At 61.1% G+C, this 25740-nt stretch carries 14 protein-coding genes and 1 tRNA gene; 11 read left to right on the forward strand and 4 right to left on the reverse strand.

The features are described from left to right. Positions 1-272 precede the first annotated feature (272 nt). Positions 273-3269: a cation-translocating P-type ATPase gene (locus ACTQYB_RS06715; protein WP_441482262.1), complete on the reverse strand. Its 2997-nt coding sequence runs from the start codon at positions 3267-3269 to the stop codon at positions 273-275. Between the two features lie 255 nt (positions 3270-3524). Between ACTQYB_RS06715 and rlmB the strand changes: the two genes are divergently transcribed. Further along, entirely contained in the window at positions 3525-4535 is a 1011-nt protein-coding gene (gene rlmB, locus ACTQYB_RS06720) for a 23S rRNA (guanosine(2251)-2'-O)-methyltransferase RlmB (protein WP_441482261.1), read from the forward strand. Positions 4536-4621: 86 nt separating this feature from the next. Here rlmB and ACTQYB_RS06725 read toward each other — a convergent pair whose 3' ends face one another. Both ACTQYB_RS06725 and ACTQYB_RS06730 read right to left on the reverse strand, forming a co-directional pair. Next, a complete protein-coding gene (locus ACTQYB_RS06725) occupies positions 4622-6061 on the reverse strand; it encodes a DUF4032 domain-containing protein (protein WP_441482276.1) in 1440 nt (479 codons plus the stop codon). A 123-nt stretch (positions 6062-6184) separates the two neighbouring features. Beyond that, positions 6185-7312 carry an ABC transporter ATP-binding protein gene (locus ACTQYB_RS06730; protein WP_015451340.1) on the reverse strand — a complete coding sequence of 376 codons (1128 nt, stop codon included), beginning with the start codon at positions 7310-7312 and terminating at the stop codon, positions 6185-6187. Between the two features lie 723 nt (positions 7313-8035). Between ACTQYB_RS06730 and ACTQYB_RS06735 the strand changes: the two genes are divergently transcribed. From ACTQYB_RS06735 to ACTQYB_RS06765, 7 genes are all read left to right on the forward strand, one after another. After that, the gene (locus ACTQYB_RS06735; RefSeq protein ID WP_441482275.1) at positions 8036-10285 is read left to right on the forward strand and encodes a serine/threonine-protein kinase; all 2250 of its coding nucleotides are present in this window, start codon (positions 8036-8038) and stop codon (positions 10283-10285) included. A gap of 137 nt (positions 10286-10422) precedes the next feature. Then, on the forward strand, positions 10423-11415 hold the full coding sequence (locus tag ACTQYB_RS06740) for a DsbA family protein (RefSeq protein WP_441482260.1): 993 nt from the start codon (positions 10423-10425) through the stop codon (positions 11413-11415). 384 nt (positions 11416-11799) lie between these two features. Then, positions 11800-11873, forward strand: a tRNA-Thr gene (locus ACTQYB_RS06745). A 752-nt stretch (positions 11874-12625) separates the two neighbouring features. Next, positions 12626-14155, forward strand: coding sequence for a G5 domain-containing protein (locus ACTQYB_RS06750; protein WP_441482259.1), 1530 nt, complete (start codon positions 12626-12628; stop codon positions 14153-14155). Positions 14156-14205: 50 nt separating this feature from the next. After that, on the forward strand, positions 14206-15162 hold the full coding sequence (rsmA, locus tag ACTQYB_RS06755) for a 16S rRNA (adenine(1518)-N(6)/adenine(1519)-N(6))-dimethyltransferase RsmA (protein WP_441482258.1): 957 nt from the start codon (positions 14206-14208) through the stop codon (positions 15160-15162). Next, positions 15159-16085, forward strand: coding sequence for a 4-(cytidine 5'-diphospho)-2-C-methyl-D-erythritol kinase (locus tag ACTQYB_RS06760; RefSeq protein ID WP_441482257.1), 927 nt, complete (start codon positions 15159-15161; stop codon positions 16083-16085). The genes rsmA and ACTQYB_RS06760 overlap by 4 nt, the downstream gene beginning before the upstream one ends. Before the next feature lie 32 nt (positions 16086-16117). Next, positions 16118-16741 (forward strand): LytR C-terminal domain-containing protein, encoded by a 624-nt coding sequence (locus ACTQYB_RS06765; protein ID WP_441482256.1) that lies wholly within the window; start codon positions 16118-16120, stop codon positions 16739-16741. Positions 16742-17016: 275 nt separating this feature from the next. Here ACTQYB_RS06765 and ACTQYB_RS06770 read toward each other — a convergent pair whose 3' ends face one another. Next, a complete protein-coding gene (locus ACTQYB_RS06770; protein ID WP_029576267.1) occupies positions 17017-18435 on the reverse strand; it encodes a CCA tRNA nucleotidyltransferase in 1419 nt (472 codons plus the stop codon). Positions 18436-18520: 85 nt separating this feature from the next. Here ACTQYB_RS06770 and ACTQYB_RS06775 point away from each other — a divergent pair, with 85 nt between their 5' ends. From ACTQYB_RS06775 to ACTQYB_RS06785, 3 genes are read left to right on the forward strand one after another with little or no spacing between them, the layout of a single operon-like run. Then, the gene (locus ACTQYB_RS06775) at positions 18521-19171 is read left to right on the forward strand and encodes an NUDIX hydrolase (RefSeq protein WP_033506937.1); all 651 of its coding nucleotides are present in this window, start codon (positions 18521-18523) and stop codon (positions 19169-19171) included. Continuing rightward, on the forward strand, positions 19135-21453 hold the full coding sequence (locus tag ACTQYB_RS06780; protein WP_441482255.1) for a DUF6049 family protein: 2319 nt from the start codon (positions 19135-19137) through the stop codon (positions 21451-21453). Before ACTQYB_RS06775 ends, ACTQYB_RS06780 begins: the two co-directional genes overlap by 37 nt. Then, positions 21450-25556 carry a lipid II flippase MurJ gene (locus ACTQYB_RS06785; protein ID WP_441482254.1) on the forward strand — a complete coding sequence of 1369 codons (4107 nt, stop codon included), beginning with the start codon at positions 21450-21452 and terminating at the stop codon, positions 25554-25556. The genes ACTQYB_RS06780 and ACTQYB_RS06785 overlap by 4 nt, the downstream gene beginning before the upstream one ends. Positions 25557-25740 lie beyond the last annotated feature (184 nt).

The raw sequence follows: 25740 nt of genomic DNA on the forward strand, positions 1-25740 counted from the left end.
CGCCCGACAGCCGGGCGGCACTCAGCGGGTTGCTGTCACCATCGTTTCACCATATGAGACGCCGGGCGCAGATACGCCGAGTCACCCGGCAATATCCGAGGACGTCGTGCGGCGACCGGAAAACCGGCCATTGCCGCACGACGTCCCACATTCATCAGCGAATCCTGCCTCACAACGCGTCTCGGACGCTGTCAGTGCTGATCAGGGCTTTGCCGCATTCTGGCGGCATTCGCACCCGAACCCGGCATCTGGCCGTCTGGGCTGATGCCGCATCATTTCGCGGATTCCTTGCCGCGTTCCACTGCGCGAAGCACCAGCTTGCGCAATTCGGATGCGACCAGCACGATGGCGGCCAATCCGACGCATTCCAGCCAGGCGCCGCCGCTGAGCGGGGTGGTGCCGAACGCCGTGTTGAGGAACGGCAGGTAAATCACCGCAAGCTGCAGAACGATGGACAGCGCGATAGCACCCCACAGCAAGCCGTTGGAGAACAGGCCGACGAACGCGGACTGGCGCGCCGAACGCGAAGCGAGCGCGTTGAACAGCTGCGCGAACACAAGGATGGTGAAGCCCATCGTGCGCGCCTCCACCATCTGCGCGTCATGCCCGATGGCGTTGACGGAACGGTCGGTGAACAAGCCGCCGGACAAATGCATATCCATGCCGATCAGTGTGACCGCAGCCATGATGACGCCGATGAACACGATGTCACCCCACATGGAACGGTCAATCACCCGGTCGGTGAGTTTGCGCGGCTTGCGGTTCATCACGTCCTCGGTCTGCGGATCGACACCCATCGCAAGCGCCGGCGCGGCATCCGTAAGCAGGTTGATCCACAGCAGTTGTGTCGCCAGCAGCGGCACGGTGACACCCGCCGAACCCGGCTGGGTGATGCCGAGGAAACCGGCAAGAACCACGCCGAAGAACACAGTGAACACCTCACCAACGTTCGAACTGAGCAGGTAGCGCAAGAACTTGCGGATGTTGTCGAAGATGCCACGACCTTCACGCACAGCTGCCACGATGGTGGAGAAATTGTCGTCCGCCAGAATCATCTTGGCGGATTCTTTGGTCACTTCGGTACCGGTAATGCCCATAGCCACGCCAATATCCGCGGTCTTGACCGCAGGGGCATCGTTGACGCCGTCGCCGGTCATCGCCACGATATTGCCTTGCCGCTGCAAGGAGTCGACAATCTTGAGCTTGTGCTCCGGGGCGACGCGCGCGTACACGGACACTTCAGATGTCGCCTTGTCGAAGGCCTGCTGGTCCATGGCGTCGAGCTGGTCGCCGGTCAGGGCCTTGCCGCCGTTGTCGATGATGCCGAGATCGGTGGCGATACGCGCGGCAGTCAGCGGATGGTCGCCGGTGATCATAACCGTGCGGATGCCCGCGCGGTGTGCTTCTGCGACGCTGTCGCGCACTTCGGTACGCGGCGGGTCGATGATACCGACCATACCGGTCCAAATCATGTCACGTTCCAGTGCATCGCTCTGGTCGGCGATATCAAGCACTTCGCCGGCCGCATTGGAAATCATGCCCGGAACATCCGCGATGGAAACCGTGTCAAGCGGACGGTAGGCCTCGCCGAGTGTGCGGTAGGCCTCGTTCGACAGCCGTTCGACCTGGTGCAGGATTTCCTGCCGGTCGCCTTCGGTGATCGGACGGACCGCGCCACCTACGGCGATGCGGGTGCAGTAGCCGAGCAGCACGTCCGGGGCGCCCTTGGCGAATACGGTGAGCTTGCCGGAGTCCGCGTTGTCCTTGGCGACGATGGACATGCGCTTGCGTTCCGAGGTGAATGGTACCTCACCGACACGCTGGAAGTTCTCGAACCGGCGGTCGGTTTTGGTCTTGCGTGCAGCGACGATCAACGACACCTCGGTCGGGTCGCCCACGATATCCCACGTGCCGGGCTTGTCACCTTCCCGCAGTTCGCCGTCGTTCGCCATGGCACCGGCACCCAGCGTGGCATAGACCTCCGCACGAATATCGGCAGGCACTTCCAAATCGCCATCAGCGGCACCAACGGCGATCATCCGGCCTTCGGGAGCGTACCCGGTTCCGGTCAACTGCACTTCGCCGCTCGGCGTGACCACCCGTTCGACGGTCATCTCGTTGCGGGTGAGCGTGCCGGTCTTATCAGAGCAAATTACCGAAGCGGAACCGAGCGTCTCAACGGACGACAGCTTCTTGACGATGGCGTGATGCTTGGCCATGCGCTGGACGCCGAGCGCCAGCACCACGGTGAGGATTGCAGCAAGGCCTTCTGGCACTGCGGCGACCGCAAGCGACACGGCAAGCAGCAAGGATTCGATGACGTCATCGACGCCGTGGAAGCCTTCCATCAGTGCGAGCGCGGCGAGTACCACCGCGGCAATGATGCACACGGCGATACCCAGCACCTTGGAAACGTGTGCCATTTCCTTCTGCAGCGGGGTCTGCTCGTCTTCCGTACGCGACAACATATCGGCGATTTTGCCGACCTGCGTATCCATGCCGGTGCCAGTGACAATGGCACGCCCGGTGCCTTGGGTGACGGATGTGCCGTTGAACACCATGTTCATGCGGTCGCCCAGCGCTTTGGCGCTGTCAAGGGTCTCGGGCTTCTTCGCGACCGGCACGGATTCGCCGGTCAGGCTTGCCTCCGCGATACGCAGGGATGCAGCGGCGAGCAGTCTGCCGTCAGCGGAGACAGAATCGCCTTCGCCGAGGATGAGGATATCGCCCGGCACGACGTCCGACGTGTCGATGCGCATCACCTGACCGTCACGCAACACGGAGGTCTGTGGGGCGGTCATACTGGCGAGCGCCGCCACCGCCTGTTCTGCTTTTGCTTCCTGGATGTAGCCGAGCACCGCGTTGACGATGAGGATCAGCACGATGACGATGGCGTCGAACGGGAGCGCCTCGGTGGATGAGCCGGGCTGCGCGTTCGCCCGTTCGATGAACCATGCGACCAGCGATATGGCCGTCGCGACGAGCAGCAGATAGACCAGCGGGTCGCGGAACTGGGTGAGGAACTTCTTCCATTTGGGCACCGGCGGTGCGCTGGCCAGTTGATTCGGGCCGAACTTTTCCTTGCGGCGTTTCGCCTCCTGCGAGCTCAGCCCGACAGCGGGATCGACATGCAGGGCTTTGGCGACATCCGATGCGTCGGTGAGCGACGGATCGGTGTCAAGAATCGCGGATGCATGCAGGTCACCGGCTTCGGCTGGTCGCGTCTGGGGGGCATGGGATGGGGATTGATCGAGCTGGTGATCAACCATGATGGTCTCCTCAGTCAGCCGCGGAGTAGTCAACCCTCGTGTCTGCTGCGTCTACTGACGATGCCGACACGGCAAGGCTGCGCGGTTATGGGCGCCGGGCGATTGCCTGCGGCGCAATACTTATATTCTACAAAGAGGCCCCCTACCGAGGCGTTCACGAAACGCTGAAATCCACGATTTTCCGACAACACTCCGGCCTCTGCCCAGGCCGCCCTGACCGGCGATTGCTCCATCGGCCATGAGATAATGAGAGGTATGGCTAACAAGAAAGGCCCGACCAAGGGTTCGGGCGGAAAACATCGTAACGCGCTTCGAGGCAAGGGTCCGACCCCGAAGGCAGAGAATCGCGTCTATCACAAGGCATACAAGGCGAAGCAGACTGCGGACCGCCGCAAAGCCGCCGATCCGCGTCTCGCCGCACGGCGTCGGGCCGCCAAGTACACGTCCGACGGCGCCGATCTGGTCATCGGCCGCAACTCCGTCCTCGAGGCGTTGCGCGTAGGCGTGCCGAGCACTCAGCTGTATATCGCCTCGCATATCGAGCATGATGACCGCACGCGCGAGATCATCAAAATCGCCACAGCACAAGGACTCCACCTGCTGGAGGCCGACCGCCTGGAGATGGATCACATCGCGCATTCCGGCAACCATCAGGGCATCATCCTCAAAGTGCAGCCCTACGAATACGCGTCGCTGCGCGATCTGGCCGACAAGGCCGAGAAGCGCGCGAAGGCCATGGAGCAGGTCGATTCCCCGCAGATGCGTATTGCGGCTCGCCCGCTGTTCATTGCTTTGGATGGCGTGACCGACCCGCAGAATCTTGGCGCGGTGATCCGTTCCGCGGCGGCGTTCGGCGCAAATGGCGTGATTCTGCCGGAACGCCGTTCCGCTTCCGTCACGGCCGCGGCCTGGAAGGTGTCGGCCGGCGCTGCGGCCCATCTGCCGGTTGCGCGCGTCGTGAACCTGACCAAGGCGATTGAGGCACTGAAAGAGCGCGGATACTACGTTGTCGGGCTTGACGGCGGCGGGGATGCGCTCGTCGGCGAGACCGGGTTCGAGACCGATCCGCTTGTGGTCGTGCTCGGCTCCGAAGGCAAGGGCATCAGCCGGCTCGTGCGTGAATCGTGCGATGCCATCGCCGGTATTCCAATCGACAGCCAGGTGGAGTCGTTGAACGCTTCGGTCGCCGCGGGCATCAGCCTGTACGCGGTGGCGCGCGCCCGTCGCGAGGCGGCTCAGCAGCAGGCGCAAGCGGCCGCCAAGTAAACAGACGCCAAGAAACAACTCCATACGCAAACTGGGTACGCCGGGAAAAGTCTCGGCGTACCCAGTTTGTATTACGAGTCGGCCTGTCAGTGACTCCAGACCGCGGCGTCGGGGTCGTCCTCCGGATTATATCCGTCATCCTCATGATCCGCACCACGACCGGCCGCGGAATCATCGGAGTAGGTGAACTCGTCGTCGATCACACCGGAATCGGCATCGGCGTTGATATCCTTCATCGCCTTCTTATCGAGCTTGTACTGCGGGAGCACGTTCTTGACATAGCTTTGCACGGCTTCCGCCATCGGGATATCATGGCCGGCATGCTCGGCGAGGAACCACCGGTGGTCCAGCACCTCGTGGAAGAACTGCGCCGGTTCGATCTGCGAACGGTATTCCGGCGGAATCATGCGCACGGTCGGCTCGTAGACCTCGCGCATCCAGTCGGTCGCCACCACTTCAAGATCCTCGTTCTGCCGCCATGTGGACGCGCGATACGTGTCAAGGTCGTTGAGCAGACGACGGGCCTGGTTCTCCTGCACGTCAAGACCGGTGAGGCGCATGAGCTTGCGGGACGCGTACCCGGCGTCGACCACGCGCGGCCGCACCAGCACATGGGTGCCGTCGGCGGCGGTTTTCACCTCAAGCTCATCGACATCGAAACCGAGTTCGTTGAGCTTGTTTACACGCTTCTCGATCTTCCACATTTCGTCCGGATTGAAGGTATCGACGTCGGTGAGCGCGCTCCACAGCGAATGGTAGCGGTCCACCAGACGGTTGCCGACTTCGACTTCGTCCACATCGCCCGGGAGCAGCTTGCCGGAGCTCAAATCCATCAGCTCGCCGATGATATTCGTGCGCGCCAGGTCGATATCGTATTCGCGCTGACCTTCGGTGAGATTCGCATGCAAATCGCCGGTTTCGGCGTCCACAAGGAACGCCGAGTACGCGTCGGCGTCACGCAGGAACAGCACGTTGGACAGCGAGACATCGCCCCAGTAGAAGCCGGCCAGATGCAGCCGGACCATAAGCACGGCGAGGGCGTCAATCAGCCGTTCCGCGGTGTCGGTGCGCAGGTTCCTCGCGAACAGCGCGCGGTACGGCAGCGAGTATTTCAGATGCTCGGTCACCAGCATGGCTTCGAGCGGGTTGCCGTCCTTGTCGTGGCGCCCGGTGACGACGGCGATCGGCGTGACCGTAGGCAGATCGAGCTTGCGCAGTCGCCTGAGCAGCTCATACTCCCGTTCCGCCACGCTGCGCGTAATCTCCTTCATCGCGTAGACGTCATCGCCGACGCGCACGAAGCGGACGACGTGCCGGGAGATGCCTCGCGGCAGGTTGACCAGCAGATCGTCCGGCCACATGGCCAACGGCTGGTTCCACGGCAGGGTGAACATCTTCGGGTTCGAGCTCGCCGCCGTAATATTCAGCGTCTCAGGTTCCTTCGACTCCTCGTTGCCGTCTTCCGCCTTGACGGATGTCGCGTTCACCGCGCGCGGGTCAAGCTGTGACTGGTCGTTCGTTTCCATGTTCCTCATGCTACCCTTTCCAACAGAAAAGCCCCGCAGCTATGCGGGGCTTTTCCAACGAGGCCGAAAGAGAGGAAGAGAAGCCTCGCGTTACTGGTTGACGGGATTGCTCCCGCCAAGTTCCTAGTTCAGACGCAGCTCGGTCGACGGTGCGAACAGGTGCATCTTCGACGGGTCGATCTTGATCTTGACGATCTCGCCGACGCGCGGAAGCACACGCGGGTTCACACGAATCGTGGTGAGCTTGTTCTGGTCGGACATCAGTGTGGTGGTCTCGGCGACCGAGCCATCGGTGATGATGTTGCCGTAGATGTAGCCGTCGGAGCCGAGATCCTCGACGTTGACGACTTTGAGGGAGAAGGCGTTCGGTTCATCCGGCGCAGCCAGGGAGCCATCCTCCGGGCGGAAGCCGACGACGATCTTGCCGCCATCCTCCGGGGTGAGCTTGTTGACGGCCTCGGCCGGCAGGTCGAGCGTATCGTCGCCGATCTTCGCCTTGCCGTTGACCACCGGGTGGGTGTTGAGGTTCATCGACGGGGAGCCGATGAAGCCTGCCACGAACACGTTCGCCGGGCGATCGTACAGCTCGGTCGGGGCGCCGACCTGCTGGAGCTTGCCGAGCTTGATGACGGCGATGCGGTCGCCCATCGTCAGGGCCTCGGTCTGGTCGTGGGTCACGTACAGGGTGGTAACACCGAGCTGACGCTGCAGTGCAGCGATCTGCGTACGGGTCTGCACACGGAGCTTCGCGTCCAAGTTGGACAGCGGCTCATCCATGAGGAAGACCTTCGGCTTACGCACAATGGCGCGGCCCATGGCGACACGCTGACGCTGGCCACCGGACAGGGCCTTCGGCTTGCGGTCAAGGAACTCGGTCAGGTCGAGGATCTTCGCGGCTTCTTCAACACGCTTGCGAATCTCTTCCTTCGGGGTGCCGGCGATCTTCAGGGCGAAGCCCATGTTGTCGGCGACGGTCATGTGCGGGTACAGCGCGTAGTTCTGGAACACCATTGCGATGTCGCGATCCTTCGGCTGCATGGTGGTGACGTCCTTGCCACCGATGAAGATGCGACCCTTGTTGACTTCCTCAAGGCCGGCGAGCATACGCAGCGTTGTGGACTTGCCGCAGCCAGACGGACCGACGAGCACGAGGAACTCGCCATCCTTGATATCAAGATTGAGATCATCAACCGAGGGCTTGTCATTGCCCGGGTAGATACGCGTGACGTGGTCGAATACGACTTCTGCCATAATGTTCATCCTTTCAGAGGCAGGTACGTGCCTCACGATCCGTAGTGAGAGGGTTTGGTGCGTTCACTCGTAGCATCCGGCTTCGGAAACTGCAAGCTTCGGCGTTTACTTGTTCCGGTCCATTGAAGGTCCTCTTCTTTGAGCCATTGCCCAGTATACACGATGATTTGACATCGGCAGGGGTGTGTCGTTTGACGTGTTGTGCCGGGCCGAAAACAGGGGACGTTCCATGCAAACAATCTGCATCGGGATGGTCCGCCGGCGTTCCGAGAACTCGCTGCTCGTCGGTGCAGGCTCGCGAAAACTGCATCTCAGCCTCAACGACGTGATGCGTGTCGAATCCATACGGCATACGGTTATCATTCATGCATTGGACGGCAAGCTTTCCGGCAGCAGCAACACGCCTGCGGTGACCAGATACGGCACCAGCGAGTTGATGATGGCGACAACATCTGCCATGTTGATCTGTAACATGGTCGTCTCCTCCTTGTTTGTGGTGCATGTCTCGACCGTGTCGATGCTGCTTCCGCGCCTCACACCGATGTGTCGCCCGTCTTCGGGAGCGGTCCAACATGCCTTGATGCCATTGCATCAGAAAATATGTCCTGTCGTGTCTCTACGCCCCATCCTGTCATTTCTGGTGCATAATCTGCACGCTTCCCGTGCATGACCTGCTGACGTGTCATGGCGGGTCCGGCACGCTTGCACCTTGGTATCACTAGGATTGGGGCTATGAGCGATTTGAACGCGTTGAATCTCGAAGCAGGCGAGGAAATCGGCGGCTACACGCTGATTTCCCGGCTCGGCAGTGGTGCGATGGGGTCGGTTTGGCGCGTGAAGGACGACGGCGGGCAGGAATACGCGATGAAGATCCTGCGCGATTCCCTGGTTGATGACGGTGAGACGACCGGCCAGGCCGCCCGCGACCACGCGACCGCCCGCGAGCGCCTGCGCCGCGAGGCGATGGCGTTGCGGCGCATCAAACATCCCGGCGTGTGCTCGATTGTGGATATGGAATTGGATGATGCGGTCGCGTTCATTGTCACGGAGCTGATCGAGGGCAGGAACTTGCGCGAGGATGTCGCCGCCAACGGCCGGTATGTGGGCGACGATCTGGAGCGTCTGTCACGCAAGCTGATTGACGCGGTCGAGGCGGTGCACGCGGCGGGGATCGTACATCGCGACATCAAGCCGACGAATGTGATGGTAGCGGCGAGCGGGCCGATTCTGGTGGATTTCGGCATCGCGATGGGCGAAGGGGAAAGCCATGTCACGCGGACCGGGCTGGTGATGGGCACACCCGGGTTCATCGCCCCGGAAATCATTGACGGCGCTGAATCAAGCGAGGCGACGGACTGGTGGTCGACTGCCTCGGTGCTGGCGTTCGCTGCGACCGGCCAGCCGGTGTTCGGCACGAAGCCGATGATGGCGGTGCTGGAGCGCGAGGCGCACGGCAATGCGAATCTTTCCGGACTTCCTGCGCGCACGGCCGCCGCATTCCGGTCTGCTCTCGACCCGGACCCCGATCACAGGTGCACGCCGAAGCAGCTGCTGCACACCATCGCCGCGGATGCGTTGAATCCGGCCGCTTGGGATGATGCGCAAGACCAGATGGTGGACGGGCAGACGGTTGTGTTTCCCCCTGCAGACGACAGCGAGCGCTCTGAAGACGGGGGCGCGATGCTCCCTTTTGACGGGGGCAATGCGGCGAATGCCAAGCGCACCGGGGACGCCGCCATGCAAGCCGACAATCCGAGGTCGTTGTGGGTGGCTGATACCGGCGACGGCTGGGACGACGACAGCCCTGAGGAAAACGGCCCAGAATCCGTTGATATCGGCGGTGACCGCGGAACCGATGCCGACGATGATGCCACTGATGTCGTTACTACGGTTGATCCCGACGACGACGCTGATGCCCGCGCCGATATGAATTCCGCGAAATTTGCAGATACCGCCAGTTCTTCCAACGCCTCGGATCGCACCATGGTGATCGGCGACCAGCCTACTGTTGCCGCACCAGTTCCGATCACCGCGACCGCAGTGATGCCGCATGACGATCCCACGCGCCTGCCCCCCGATGCCGCCGGCGCCCCCTACGCCACCAATACCGCCAACACCGCGAACGGGACGATGCCACCGTCCATTCTCCCGGAAGATGGAGCCGAAACCGGGCAGGCGGCCGGGCAACCGGTCCTGCCGGCAACGCAAGCGGCGGTGCCAGGAACCCAGAATCAGCCAAATCCCGCCGATATCAAGCGTGCACAGTATCTCAAGCGCGGAACGCTCCCGCTCGCTGCGCTGACCGTTCCGGTCGCCATCACCGCGGCGGCGATGCCGCTCATCGCATGGATTCTCGCCGGCGTGCTGATCTGGCTGCTCATCGCTATCGGTCTGAATACCGGTTCGCAGCTCGACCGCGAAAGCAAACGCGGCGGGACACGCAAGCGCGGCGATGGCGCGTTGCGTGTGGCAACCATGCCGTGGCATATCGTCAAAGGACTGGCGCTGGCCATCCCCCGCGCCCTACTGGCCGGCATCATCGCCACACTGGTGGTCATCATCGCCGCACTCGCCTTACATTTGCCGACATTCCCGGCGCCATGGCATGCCAACGGCTGGGTCGTTCCGTTCGTGTTGCTCGCCGGCCATCCGCTGTCGGTCAGCGGCTGCGTCCTGGCAGGCGCCGCCGCCATCGGATGGCTTGTCGGCGTGTTCGCGCCTGGGGCCACCGCAATCCGATTGGGCTCAGGCGCATTGCGCGGTCTTCCCCGCGACACGGGAAGCGCTCTCCCGGCTGAAGGCAACAGCGAGACCGGCCAAAACGACGCGCCGGAACGCAAGGGCGCGGGCGGCCGACAGACAACGCTGCTCGTGATATGGCTGATGCTGGTGGTCGCCGCTGTGGTGGCGATGCTGATGACTGGTACAATCAATTGGGTACCGTTGATGGTCACTGACTACATGCACATGTGATAGGCCTGTGATGATTGCCGGAACCGCAAGAATCCGGGACTTTGCCGGCCGTTCTCGCCGTCCTCGATTAGACTATCCGACAGTGAGCGGTCATGGATGCCGCGGTCGCGGAATCGTGCATACCAGAAAGGACAATCATGCCCCAGAATGACAAGAGGAACGCCAAACGCCGTACCCGTGCGGAACGCCGGGCTGAGGAAGAAGCGCGTCTGAAGGAGCAGGCCGCCCAGGCGGAACACGAGCGCAAACAGCAGACGCTGATTGGCGCAATCGTGGTTCTCGTGGTCGTGGCGTTGGTGGCAGTCATCGGCGTCACGGTCTATCGCAACACGCATCCGTCCTCGACATCCACATCCTCCGGCTCTGCTTCGCCCACGTCCGTCGCCGCCGCGAAAAAGGCGATGAACGCGGTGAAGACCAAGCCGTCAAAGGCGAATTCCACCGGTGGATTCCTGTTCTCGAAGAACGGATACAACAAGACAATTAGCGACGCCCCCACCATCGCGCTGTACATGGATCCGATCTGCCCGGGCTGCGGGTCGATGCACCGGCAGATTGATTCGACTCTTGCGTCGATGTTCGACGCGGGACAGGTCAATCTTGAATTCCATCTGATGACCTCGCGTGACGCAAGCTCCTCAGACAACTACTCTTCGCGCGCCGCCAACGCCGCAGTGTACATCGTGGAGCACGACGACAACCCGGAGCATCTGCTCAAGTACATCGAAAATATCTACGACGAGGATTTCCAGCCCGACGAAGCCGACTCCTATGTCCCGGTGAGCGACAAGAAGCTGCAGGAGCAGGCGGAGAAGGCCGGGGTTTCGACCGTAGTAGCCTCCAAGGCGTTCTCGAATACCTACACCGCCTGGCTCAAGGCTTCGGACACCTACACGAGCATGCGGCCGGAGCTTGAGAACGTCTCGGGCAATTACGCCGGCTACATGACCACGCCTACCGTCACCATCAACGGCACGTATCTGGATTTGGTGAAGGTCGGCCAGTACAATATGTCGATCAAGGACGCGATTCTCACCTCCATCGGGCTGAAGGAAAGCCAGGTCGGCAAGAGTGGCGTCATGCCGTCGATTGGCTCTGGCAAGCCGAAGGCCATCGACACCGGCAAGTAACGGAATCGGCGTCGCGGCTGTATGCGCCGCAGATTCACGCCCCGGTCGTTATGGCCGGGGCTTTTGTCATGCCTGGCGACGCGGGGGTTGCAGGTACGGCGGCGCAAGGGCTGCAACACAACACGGTTCGCTACGCTCGTGCTGAATTCGCGGAGATGACCCCTGTGATGTTCATTCTGGGATCCACCCCATGTTCGCCCCGAGCGAATATATCAACAACTTCACATATCATTCACATTTGCAGACGTTGCTTTCCTTGATGCTGACACCGCCCCCACGACACGGTTCCGACCCTATGGTGAGTCGATGTTCGTCAGCACTGGTATGCTAGTTCCTTGTGCGCTCAGGACGCGACAACACTACGGTTGCCGCTGACGCGCGAACGCCTCCTTAGCTCAGATGGCCAGAGCGGCCGCCTTGTAAGCGGCAGGTCGTCGGTTCGATCCCGACAGGAGGCTCGAAACGTGGTACAGTATTGTTGTGCTATAATGGTGGCACCACGTTGAGTCTTACTGCGAGTAAGTAAGCCAAGGGCCTTCCCCCCAACTACGACCCTTGGCAACACAAAGGTGGAGCGTCCCCCCAACCAGCTTCACCTTGAGGGGGGCCGGACCATCCCCTTCTCTTCGGCCCCCCTTTCTCTTCCAAGTCCGCCCGCTGTGGGGCGGACTTGTTTTTTCCAGCGCATACGAATTCCGCGAAACCGGCCACGGGAGCCTTCGGGCGAGGCCGGACCATGGAATTATCGGCCAACATCCGCATCAGACAGCCGGATACGCATCGGACAGTGCGGCAATGCACATCAACCAGTTCCGCCCTCTCCCCTTTCTCCACGAACTCGTTACGCCAGGACCGCCCCAACGTCACCAGTTTGTGAAGCGAAGAACCAAGACACTCGTCCGACGGCAAGGCAAGCCCGCCAGCGCGTCCGATCCAGAACCCTCTGCCGACGCTGACGAGGTTCTCGGCGTCGGCAGAAACAGAACCACAATCTTCTACCGACACTTCAGCATTCCAACACCCCAACACCACAACCGCCACGAGCCCCCCCCCCAAGCAGCCGAGCAACCGCAGGCAGCGAACCCTGCGAATGTGGGAGAATGTTGCGAGCTGCGCCGAATACCCCGCCGCGCCCAGGCAAGTCGCTACAATGCAAGCCAGAGGCTCTGCCAGACAGGCAACCCGTTCTACGATTTCGGAAGGTGATGGCATGGCGCGTCGTTGGACTCCACAACGCACGGTGATACTGCGTCGCATCAGAGTGGCATGCTGCTCGATCGCGGTCGTACTCGCCTCAGTGTGCACATTCACTGTCGGCGCGAGAAAAACCGTCGCCCTCTCCATCAACGGACAGACCACGACAATCACCACGTATGCCTCCTCGGTGGATCGCTTGCTCAGCGAACGCGGCATCACCATCAAATCCCATGACATCATCGAGTCCACCTCGAAAGGCGCGCTCAAAGACCATGATGTGGTCACCATCCGCTCGGCATACGAGACGACCATCAACATCGACGGCACCGAGGTTCCGTTCTGGACAGTCGCCACAAGCATGGACCAGCTGCTCGGCTTCTTCGAGCAGAACGAACAGGCCGCTTCGAAAGTGACCGTCGACATCAAGAACGTCTACAACCAGCTCACTGGCGGCCTGGTCATCAACGAGGCCGGCCCGGTCACCGTCATAGCGGACGGCACCACGTCCATCGCGCCGAACGGCAAACTGACGGCTGCGTCAATCCTTGATTCCAAGGGCATCACGCTCGGCAAGGAAGACCGCGTGAGCGTCGAGCGGGACAACGGGACAACCATCCTGCGCGTGCAACGCGTCAAGCATCAGACCGAAACCCGCACGGAAACCATTCCCTTCGACACGCAAACGGTCGTCGACAACAGCCTGCAGCCTGGGCAGACCGTCATCCAACAGGCTGGACAGAACGGCGCCAAAGTTGACACGTATGACGTCACGTATGTGGATGGCGCCAAGGAAAGTGAGACATTGACCTCGTCGCAGACCACGGCGGTTCCGGTCATGCAGATCATCGCCGTAGGACCGGAGCAGTCCAGCGATTCTACGGATTCCGGCAGTTCGGACAGCGGATCGGCGGCGGCAGGCGGTTCGAATTCCAGCGATTCCGGCGATTCCGATTCCGGTTCCGGTAGCTCGGATTCCTCGTCGTCATCATCAGGCTCATCGTCACCATCCGGCTCGGCGTCGTCCTCGCCGTCCTCCACGGGCAGCGCTTCATCCAGTGCTTTACCGTCACCATCGCCGTCGAAGCCCACAACAACACCGAAGCCGTCCCCAAGCCAGAACGCGACGTCCAAACCAAGCCCCAGCCCAAGCAGCACCGCATCGACCGGCGGATCATCCAGCGGCAGCTCGTCCGGCAGCGGCAGCTCTTCGGCGGCAGGTTCCAGACTATGGCACCCGACCGTCCAGCAAGCCCAGACCTATGCCGCCGGCGCCGCTGCACAACGCGGTTGGACCGGCGACGAGTGGACAAGCCTGGTGAACCTGTGGACCAAGGAATCCGGTTGGCGCTGGTCCGCCGGCAACCCCACATCGGGCGCCTACGGCATCCCCCAATCCCTGCCGGGCAGCAAAATGGCTCAATTCGGGGCAAACTGGAAGGATGACGGCGCGGTCCAGATCGACTGGGGCCTGTATTACATCACCATCCGTTACGGCAAACCCTCCGTCGCCTGGCAGCATTGGAAAGATTTCAACTGGTACTGATCGATTCCCTCCACCGACCACCACGCAACCGAACTCGACAAGAAGCACGAATGAACACCACAACACCCCCGCAGACGGCGGACAATCGGAAGAACAACGCCCCGGAACATGCCGGGCACCTGCTCGGAGCCGCGGATATCCGCCGTATCGCCGCCGAGGCGGGCATCCACCCGACCAAGAAATTCGGGCAGAATTTCGTCATCGACCCGGGCACCGTCCGAAAAATTGTCCACGAATCCGGCGTTTCGGCCGGCGACACCGTGTTGGAGGTCGGCCCGGGGCTCGGATCGCTCACATTGGCGCTGCTGGAAGCCGGAACCGATGTTACTGCGATTGAAATCGACCCACCCCTCGCACAACGCCTTCCCAACACCGTCATGGAGTTCATGCCGCAAGCCGCGGACCGATTGCATGTAATCAACCACGACGCGCTGACCATCACCCCCGAGGACACGCCTGAGCTGTCAACAGCCCCGCACATCACGCTGGTCGCGAACCTCCCATACAACGTGGCCACGCCGATCATCCTGACTCTGCTTGAACGCTTCCCGCAACTGGACCGCTTCACGGTCATGGTGCAAAAAGAGGTCGCCGACCGGCTCGCCGCAAAGCCGGGAAGCAAGATTTACGGCACCCCCAGCGTCAAACTCGCATGGTACGGCATCGCACAGCGTTCGGCGATGATTGGCCGCAACGTGTTCTGGCCGGCTCCGAACGTCGATTCCGCGCTGGTGACCTTCACGCGATACCCCGGTGGGCAGCTGCCGGAGGCCTCCAGCCTGGGGGTCGCACGCGACGATGTCTTCGCACTGGTCGATGCCGCCTTCGGGCAGCGGCGCAAGACCTTGCACGCCGCCCTCAAACACATGGTTTCCCCGGAGGCCTTCACAGCATCCGGCATCGATCCGACCCGCCGCGGCGAGACCTTGACCATTGAAGAATTCACACGCCTTACGGTCGCGCGCACCGCGCACACCAGCATCGTCGGAGAGCGGGCATCAGCATGAAGGTGAGCGTGGATTGCCCTGCGAAGACCAATATCACCCTGCATGTGGGCGCGAAACATGCGGATTGGGGCGGACGGCACGAGCTTGACACCATCTACTGCGCGCTCGGCGTCTACGACACGGTCACCGTGTCCCCCACGCAACCCGGCGGCGGTGTACGGCTGTCGATGGACGGGGAGCATCTTGCTGACCTTGCCGACCTCGCAGGCAACGGCGACAACAGCCACAACCATGCCGTGCGCGCGGTCAACGCGTTGGCACAGGTGAGCGGACATCACCCCGATGTCGACGTGCATATCGTCAAGCGCATCCCCGTCGCTGCCGGTTTGGCCGGAGGCTCGGCGGACGCCGCGGCGACCCTGCTGGCGCTCGACACGCTGTGGGATCTGCATTGGCCGATCGGCCACTTACAGCAGGTCGCAGCAACACTGGGCGCCGACATGCCGTTCTGCCTGACCGGCGGATATGCGCACGGTACCGGATTCGGCGAGCGCATCACCTCGATACCGCCGGACAGCGAATCCGCGATGCAGCTGCGCAATCAAGGATTCGCGGGTTTGGTGCTCGTCGGTGCGTACGATTCGCAGCTCAGCACACCCCGTGTGTATGCCGAGTTCGACCGTATCGGCGACGGGCGGCACAATACCGGCGACGTCAAGCCAGCCAACGATTTGCAGTATGCTGCGGTGCAGCTTCATCCACGCAGCGGCACGGCAATTGACTTGGCGATCGCAGCCGGAGCGACCCATGCATTCGTATCCGGTTCAGGACCTTCCGTCGTCGCTTTCGTGCCGAATTCCCGCGCGCTGTCGGCAGTCGCCGAGTCGTGGCGTGCAGGCAATGCCGTCGATCGAATCATCGAAGCACAGGCACCGGCCGTGCCGCGGATCCATGTCGTCCGTGGAGTCAGCGATTGCCGGTAGAGTGGGATGGATACAGGAACGAAGAGGATGCTATGACCGGAATCTATGATGAACGCGCGGCGCGCAAAGCCTATGTGCGCCACCGTCAGACCGCGGTGTTTACTTTCACCATCATGGGCATGGTGATTGCGTTGATCATCGCCCTGCTGTTCTCGTTCCATGTATTCGGTCTGGGCTCGGTGTCAACCGCCGAGACGCTGCCGAATTATGGCGTCTCCGCCGCCTGCGCCGTGCCGGATTCATCAGGAACAGCGAAATACGTTGACAACTCGACCGTCCACGTCCGCGTGCTCAACGGCACACAGCATTCGGGGTTCGCGCGCGCTGTCGGCGAAGCACTCACCAATCGCGGATTCACCGTGGAGAACGTATCGAACTACCAGAAGACCGACGTCAAGCGGACCATCATCTATTACGGCAAGAACACCATCAACGAAGCGTACACGCTCAACGACAACTTCACTGATGCAGTTATGAAGATGGACAACCGTCAGGACAAGCTCATCGACGTGGTGCTCGGCGCCACCTTCGACAATCTCAAAACCAAGTCGAAGGTGCTGGGCAAGGGCGCGAAAATCACCGATGTCAGCGGCTGCCTCGATAGCAGCAAGATGACGAATCTGCCCAAGGCCCTAGCCCATGACGCAGTGAACTGACGCATACACTGACCACACACACCAGTCGGCACCCGCTTTCTCCACTCCCTCACTTTCACAAATTGGTTACGATGGGGATACGCTCAGCGTAACCAATTTGTGGAAATAGATCTGGGCACGGAGAAAGTCCAGGTACGGGAAAAGGCCCGGGCGTGTCATGCTGGGGAATAACACGGCGTGTCACGGCACGGGCACGGCGTGTCACAGCATGACACGGCATCACACATGATGACACGCATTCTTTCCAGCGTTGCCACGCCCGTTCTCACATCACCTCAAGCGTTCTGCGCGGCGGCCCAACGTTTGAGTTCTTCGACCGCCGCTTCATGACCGACCGGACCGTTATCCAACCGGTATTCCAGCATGTGCTGGTAGGCAACGCCCACTTGGGGCCCGGGCTCGAGACCCAGCAGCTGCATGATTTCGTTGCCGTCAAGCTCAGGGCGAATCGCCTCGATGTCCTCACGCTGTTTGAGGTCGCGGACCCGCTGTTCCATTTCGTCCATGGCGTCGGAGAACATCTGGGCCTTGCGCTTGTTCTGCGTGGTCGCGTCAGCGCGGGTCAAACGGTTGAGACGCTCATAAAGCGGCCCGGCGTCACGCACGTAGCGGCGGACCGCGGAATCGGTCCACGGTTCGTCGACATACCCATGGAAACGCAGATGCATGTTCACCAGTTCGCTCACATCTTGGACGATGTGATGATCGAAATGCAGGGCGCGCAGGCGTTTGCGCGTCAATTTTGCGCCGACGGCGTCATGATGATGGAAGCTGACCTTGCCGTGGTCTTCGAACTTACGGGTCGCCGGCTTGCCGATGTCATGCAGCAGCGCTGCGAGCCGCAACTCGAGGTCGGGGGCCGGGACCGGGCCGTCCGGGCCAGTTTCCAGCGCAACCGCACGGTCGAGTACGATCATCGTGTGCTCAAAAACATCCTTATGCCGGTGATGTTCGTCGATTTCCAGCTTCAACGCGGGAATCTCCGGCAGCACGATATCGGCGAGCCCGGATTCCACCAGCGCCTCCACTCCGGCGCGCGGCCGGGTCGACAGCAGCATTTTGACCAGTTCGTCGCGTACGCGCTCGGCGGAGACGATGCGGATACGCTCGGTCATTTCGGTGATCGCCTGCGCGGTCTCCGGCTCGATGCTAAATCCCAGCTGGGCGACGAAACGAATCGCGCGCATCATGCGCAACGGATCGTCATCAAAGGATTGACGCGGATCGACGGGCGTGCGCAACACGCCCTTGGCCAAGTCGTTCGCGCCGCCGAACGGATCGACGAACTCCAGATCCGGTACGCGCAACGCCATGGCGTTCACCGTGAAATCGCGCCGCGACAGATCCCCTTCCAGCGAATCGCCGTAATTGACTTCCGGTTTGCGCGAATCCGGATCATACGTGTCGCTTCGGTACGTGGTCACCTCGACCTGTACCGGCGTGCCGTCAGGCCGGCGGCGCATGGCGCCAAGCGTGCCGAATTTGCGGCCCATATCCCAGAAACCGTCGTGTCCCCATGCCCGCAGGATATGTTCAAACTGCTCAGGCCTGGCCGACGAGCAGAAATCAAGGTCGTGGGATTTGCGATGCAACAGCAGGTCACGTACCGGACCTCCCACGAGAGCCAGCTCATAGCCTTCATCCGCGAACATATGACCCAGCTCTATCGCTTCTGGCCAGACTTCGAAATTCAACGCGCGCCCTTTCGATTCAGCACTTCCTACGCCTCCAAGCATACCGTTACTCCACCTGCACATTGGTTTGAGTAAGGTGGAAGATATGATTACTCCCGCAGACTTTGCGCGCATGCTCGCCAATGCTGCGGATAAGCATACCCAAATGGGCCCGTCGCCCGACACGCTGATGTACACGTCCCAATCGGAAAAACCCGTGCAATACCAGGATATGGAGCCGGGAACCCCTACTCCTGCCTTGATGCCTCACCGCAGGACCGGTGACACGCCCGCAACGTTCGCCTCCCTGGACGCGCAGGAACTTCCGGTCGTCAGGGAGTACTCCGCTGGCGGACTCGTGTTCGACGAACTCGGCCGTGTCGCGATCATCGCCCGGCATTCACGCAGCGGGCATCTGGAATGGTGTCTGCCGAAGGGGCATATCGAGAAGGGCGAAACGCCGCAGGAGACCGCGGTCCGTGAAGTGCATGAGGAAACGGGGATCCTCGGTGAGGTGGTTGATTCCATCGCCACAATCGACTACTGGTTCACCGGAACCAACCAACGCGTGCACAAGCTGGTGCACCATTATGCGCTTCGTCGAATCAGCGGTGAGCTGACGGTAACCGGCGACCCCGACCATGAGGCGGAGGACGCGATCTGGGTGAAGTTCGAGGATCTGGACAATGTGCTCAGCTATCCTAATGAACGCAAGATCGCATGGCTCTACGCCAGGAAACTGAACAGGCAGGCATAACGTTGAACTACCCCGCACATCATGGCATCCAGTCGGCGCGGATGCAGCGTCTGCTGCGCCTGCTGGTCGTCTGTATCCTCGCCGTCGTCGTGCCTTCGATGTTCGGGTATGCTGCCGCAGATGCGAGCGTGGCAAACGCCGCCAGCACATCAACCAAGCCCACCTCTACAACCACTTCGAAAACCACCTCGCGCACCACGCAACGGCAGAGCGACTCCTCAATCTTGATGAGCATCGACAGCGCGACCCCGGTGGTCACTGCCTCATCCGGCTATCATCTGCAACTCACCTTGCAGAATACGTCGAGCGTAGCCACCGGTGACGGCACGTTGACGGTCGCCGCGAACGCACTGTACACCTTCGTTTCGCGCACCGATATCCAGGATTGGGCGCAAGGCCAGTCGCGTATCCCCATGACCAGCCAGCTGTCCCAGATCGATGTTGGCAATATCGCCGCCCACGGCACCGCGACAGTGAACGTCGATGTGGACGCATCCGCCGAACAGTTGGCCTCAATCACCAGTTGGGGGCCCAAGCCGGTGCGCATCTCCTATGCGTCGGCATCCGGCTCGGCCAGCGCCTCCCTGCACACCTTCCTGACCCGTTCGACCGACGGACTGAAAACGGCCGACACGCCGGCGATGAACATCACAGTTGTCCAACCACTGAGCTCAACCTCCTGGCAGAGCAATACGACCATCGTGTCCAATATCGTCAACGCGGAGCGCTCACGGCTGAACTCATCTTCGGTGGCAGACGCGATTTTCACGGGGACCGACGCGGCGAAACGCGAACGCGCCGAATCCCAGCTCGTCGCCAAGCACGCCAAGCTGCAGATTGTCGCCGACCCCATGTATTTGCAATCCATGTCCATCCCCACACAGACATCAGCAATCGCCCAGCCAGGCATGTTCGACATCACCGGGTACGCGGCGCTGGACACGCCTGACGCCTATCAGTCCGCCGGCGTCAAATCCTCTGATTGGGATGCCTCCGCAAGCATGGCCACCTACCGTTCGGCGGTCGGCAACACGAATGCGACACATACCATCATCGCGTGGCAAGGCAGTGGCCGCTGGACCCGTCAGGCGTTGAATATCGCGCGTCAACAGGGCTATTCGACGGTTATCGCCACCTCCGGCTATGACGCCAACACCTCCGGGACGGTCCACACGGGCAAATACGTTGTTCCCACGGATTCCGGCGATGTGACGGTTCTCACCGCCCAGCAGGAGCTGAGCGGTCTCGCCCAAGGCAAGGCGACCAGCAGCGAGGCGGACAGCGAGACAAGCGATGCGGGACGCCTGTCGCGGTTTGTCGCGCAAAGCGCGTTCTACCAGATGGAACAGCCTTATACATCCCGCAACCTGCTGGTGTGTCTCAAACCCGGGGCATCGACCACGCTGATCGACACCCTGATGAGCGCCGTCGAACAATCCACATGGCTCAATCTCACAGACCTGAACACCCTCATCGCTTCGGACGCTTATCTCAGCGGCGACGAGACGTCCGACATCGTGCCTCAGAGCTCCGGCATCACCGCAGCGTCACGCAAACGTCTTGAGGCCGCGTTGTCGACGTTCACGGCCAGCGTGAGGAGTCTGAACCAGTTCAAGGAACATGTCCTGTATTCCAATCCGTCGTCGTCGCCTTCCGCAAGCGCAACCGCAAGTACGTCCAACAGCGGTGACGAGCAATCACTGGCACGACATGACGCCTCGAAGGTCGCCGAAAACAACGCAAAAGGCCCTTCCTCATGGATGACATGCCTGAATTCCCTGCAATCGCGTATGGGATTGCTTGCGCTATCCGGCAATGCGGCGGTCATCCAGCGTATGGGCGATGCCGCGACCGGTTTGTCGACCACATTGCTGAACAACGTGTCCATTACCCCGACCGATATGGTCACCGTGGTCAGCGAGACGGCAAGCATGCCAGTCACAGTGACGAACGCGAACCCGTATCCGGTGCGTGTTCGTGTGTCTTCGCTGACCGACTCCATGGAGATTGTGACCAGCCGGTACGCGGATGTCACGGTTCCCGCCCATGGCGAGGCGCAGGTCACCTTCGCCATCCGCGTGGCGACTTCGGGTTCCACCACGGTGCATCTGACGCTTCTGGACCGTCAGGGCTCCACGTTCTCGTCGGCACAGACGACGACCATCACCAGTTCTCTGCAAATCAGTGACAAGACCGGCATCGCGTTCATCGGGGTGGCTTTTCTGCTCGGCGTGGTAGGCCTGTGGCGTCAATTCCATCGGAAGAAAGATCCTGACGAATGAGTTCCTCGGTTGGACATAATTCCTTCGTGATGGCCGTCGGCACGGCGGCTTCCCGACTGACCGGCCAAATCCGTACGATTCTGCTCGCGGCAGCTGTCGGCACCACCGGCATGGCTGCGAACGCGTATCAGGCCGGCTCGATGATCCCGCAGGTGATTTTCACGCTGATTTCGGGAGGCATTTTCAACGCGGTGCTCGTCCCCCAGATTGTGCGCACGCTCAAAGAGGATGATGCCGAGGACCGGCTCAACAAGCTCATCACCTTCGCCATCGCGCTACTGGCGGGCATCACAATCGCAATGATGCTGCTGACCGCCACCACCCCCGCGTTCACGCATCTGTACGCGAACGGCGGCAAGGACATGCTCGCGCTGACCAATGCATTCGCGCTGTGGTGCATGCCGCAGATCTTCTTCTACGGCCTATATACCGTACTCGGCCAGATTCTGGCGGCGAAAAACCATTTCGGCATGTACGCGTGGAGTTCGGTCGCGGCGAATATCGTCAGCTGTGCCGGATTCACGCTGTTCATTGTGATGTTCGGCAAGGCCGATAAGCAGCCGCTGAGCTTCTGGACCACGGACAAAATCATGCTGACCGCCGGCACGTGGACGCTGGGCGTGGCCGTCCAGGCACTGGTATTGTTCCTGCCCTTGTTCAAACTGGGGTTGCGGTACCGCTGGCGTTGGGGTATCCACGGTATCGGTTTGCGCTCGATGGGTTCGGTGGCCGCGTGGAGTCTGGGGATTGTCGGCATCGACCAGCTGCTGACCATCATTTCGACCCGTATCACCACGAACGCCCCACTGCGTGCGCATCAGCTGTTCGGCATTGATGAGACGCTGGTCGCCGGTAATGCCACCTACCAGAATGCGTTCACGATTTACATTCTTCCGTATTCGTTGATTGCGGTGTCAGTGGCGACCGCAGTGTTTCCGAGGGTTTCCCGAGCAGTCGCTGATAATGATTTAAACACCGCCCGCGATGATTTGAGCGATGCGCTGCGCAATGTCACCCTGCTCATGAGCTTCTTCTCCGCGATATTCGTCGTGTTGTCCGTCCCGATTTCGCTCGCCTTGCTGCCTTCGATTAGCGTGGGCGAAGCACAGCTGATGTCAGGGCCGATGATTGCGCTGTCACTGTCACTGCCGTTGTCAAGCTCCTATCTGATCATCCAACGCACCTTCTACGCCTTCGAGGACGGGCGATCCCCGTTCATATTCATGGCTGTCCAGCTCAGCATTCAGATGCTCACCCTGCTGATTACCACCAAGGTGCTTTCTCCTCTGGATTGGACGCTGATGCGCGGTGTCGCCGTTACGCTAGCCTATGCACTGTCCTTCCCCCTGCTGGTGTGGATGCTGCGCAAACGCTTCGAGAACCGCTTGGACGGCCGTCGTATCGCCTTGTCTTATATCAAGGCCACTGCCGCAGCGGTAGCCGCGGCGATTGTCGGTCTATGGCTGCGCGGACCCGTGGAACATCTGCTGGGCGCGGAACTCACCCCTTCCGGCGGGCATATGAACTGGTTGCAATCCGTCGGCGTGTGCGTCGTCATCGGCATTGTGGTGATTACGATCTATGTGGGCGCCTTGTGGGGTATGCACACCGAGGAACTGGTCACGATGTTGTCGTCGCTCAAGGCACGGGTCGCCTCCCGACGGTCTGGCAATGCGGCGAATGTCGATGGCGATCAGCCTGCCGGCGACACTGCCGACGAATCCGCGGATTCCACCGACACTACCGAAACCGCCGACAATCGGGCCACCTCCGGAGAGCCGGACGAACCAGACAATCCCGATAATCCGGACGAACCAAGCAATCCGGGCAATCGCGCCCCTGACAGGCCAAGAACCGGCCCGCAAGCCGATTCTGCGGAAGACACGGCAGTACCCACCGCCGTTTCGACCACTCCAGTCGTTAGAATGACTACTACTACATCACCCGCGAGCACGCGAATTTCTCGTTATGGAGCCGAAGGAACTATGAAGCCTCAACTGGGAGATACCGTTATCAACCGGTATACGTTGGTGTCACTGTTGCGTGACGAACCCGGCCTGCAAGCGTGGAAGGCAAATGACCGTGTCCTCGCGCGTGATTGCCAGCTGTACATCGTCACCGACGCCGATGCGATCGCCAAAGTCGACGCGATCGCGTCATCCCTAGCCCTGTCGCGCAACCGTCGTTTCACACAGGTCCTTCAACTCCAGCATCGCGGTGACGTGTCGATTATCATCACCGCTGTGGATAACGGTTTGTCGCTGACCGATTACTTCCACGGACCGGCGTCAGGAACCCTCAGTCATGCGGCCATGCGGTCGATTCTCGGCGAAACCGCATCTGCGATGCGTCAGCTCCTGGTGGACGGGCTGTCGCACTACGCGCTGAACACCGATACCATCCGTCTGACCGCGAACGGGGTCCAGCTCGCCGATGCGACGCTGAGCCCGATGCTCGCCGACACGTCACATGCCCCGGAAGGGCTCGGGGCCGAGCGTCTGGCGACCCGCCAACTCGCCGCCGTGTTGTATGCCCTGATCACCCGCACCCCTTCATCGGTGGATACCCAATTCGATTTGTCCAAGCTCGGCCCGGACGTGCCCGGCGAATTCCGTCTCATCTGCCATCGTGGCCTGGAATCCGACGGGAACGGCAGTGTCATCCCTATGGAGTCACTTGCCGAACTCACCGCGCTACTCGGCGACTGGGAACCGTTGTCGCACTTGCAGAACAGTGATATCGCCCTGCCAAGTATCGATGCAGAATGCTCCATTGCCAACGCAGCGTTGAAAACACCTGACCCTGGGCATATTCTTGATTTCCCGCAGGATCTGTCCTCGTCCTTCGAACAGCATTCGTATGCGCAAGCCGCCCAGGCGAGTGTCTTGCCGGGTGCGTCCGCCGCGATTCCCGACGCCGGCAGTAACAACACCGACCATGCCGAAGCTCTTGCCGCCCGCCAGCAGGCCATTCAGCAGGCGATGCAGCAGGAATCGGCCGAATGGATGAAGAACAGCCAGGCGGTTCCTCGCAACCCCAACAGGCAGACCATTCCCCATCCTGAAGTCACTGACAGCACCGACTACGACTTCCATGACATCGCCGCTGCGGAAGTGGCCAATATCATGGCTCCGTCCGTTCCCGACCCGGATAACGCGATTTTCCCGAACTTCAACGCGGCGTCCGGCCCGTATACCGACACCCAGGCGACGATGCGATTCGATTTCGCCCGCAAGGCGGCCAAGAACGCCCATCGTTTGCAACCGCCGTCGGTGAATGAATCCACGAGCAGGATTCCTGTATACGATGCGAACGGGGTGCCGGTTCCCCCCGGTGACGAATCACGACGCGCCTTGGAGAACGAACAGACGCAGATTCTCGCTGCCAACACTCCAGTGAGCCGCCCGCCGAGCTTCGCGCCGACTGTGGAACCGGAGAAGGAGACGCACGAAGACTACAATCCGGTCACCCAGGACGATGTGGCGGACGAGAAATTGTTTGGCCGGTTCAGCACGAAGGTTGTGGCAATCGTCGTCGTCATTGTGGTGGTTGCGGCGGCCGCAGGACTTGCCCTGCATAGCCTTTCCGGCGGCACCACACTCGGTGTCACGAAGCAGTCGAGTGCATGGCCGTCCCAGAATCTCGACAAGGTGCCGTTCGGTAGCAGCACGCCTACCGGCGATGCATCATCGTCGGGCTCATCCGGCAAGTCGAGCGTCATCACCGAGGACAAGGACGCTTCCGCCGTGCCGACGCCCAAGGTTCCGGAGAATAACACCCCGTATTCGATTGATAAACAGGAGTTCCTCACCAAGCCCGGCGGTCAGGATGGCTACGGCTATTACATGCATCTGAGCGAGCCGGAAAGCGTGTACCGCTTCGTAGTGTCGATCAGGTCTTCCGGCGGCACTGGCTACCTGTATGCCAATACAACCGCGGATCCGACGCAGGGCGAGCAGGTCGCTCAGTTCTCCTTCGACGCGAGCGGAACGACCGACGTCAAGCTTACGAAGACGGTGAAGAGCCAGGACTTCCTCATGTGGGTGCCGCGGGATAGTCTGCCCGGCAACCAGTTGTACATCAAATCGGTTCAGCTGTATTAACGGCTGCCTTCACGGCAGTTCTTGCGGCAGTTTTCACGGCTGCTGGGCTTTCTCCGGGGCGGTTGTCTGCGCATTGTTGCGGACGGCCGCCCCGGTTTGTTTTCAGGCGGTTGTCGATGCCGCTGCCGCGACTGCGGTCCTGCGTTACTCCGTTGCAGGATGTCTCGCCACTGTGCTGACAGCA

The organism is Bifidobacterium sp. LCP19S3_E9, from assembly GCF_052121135.1.
GTDB classification, from domain to species: domain Bacteria; phylum Actinomycetota; class Actinomycetes; order Actinomycetales; family Bifidobacteriaceae; genus Bifidobacterium; species Bifidobacterium thermacidophilum.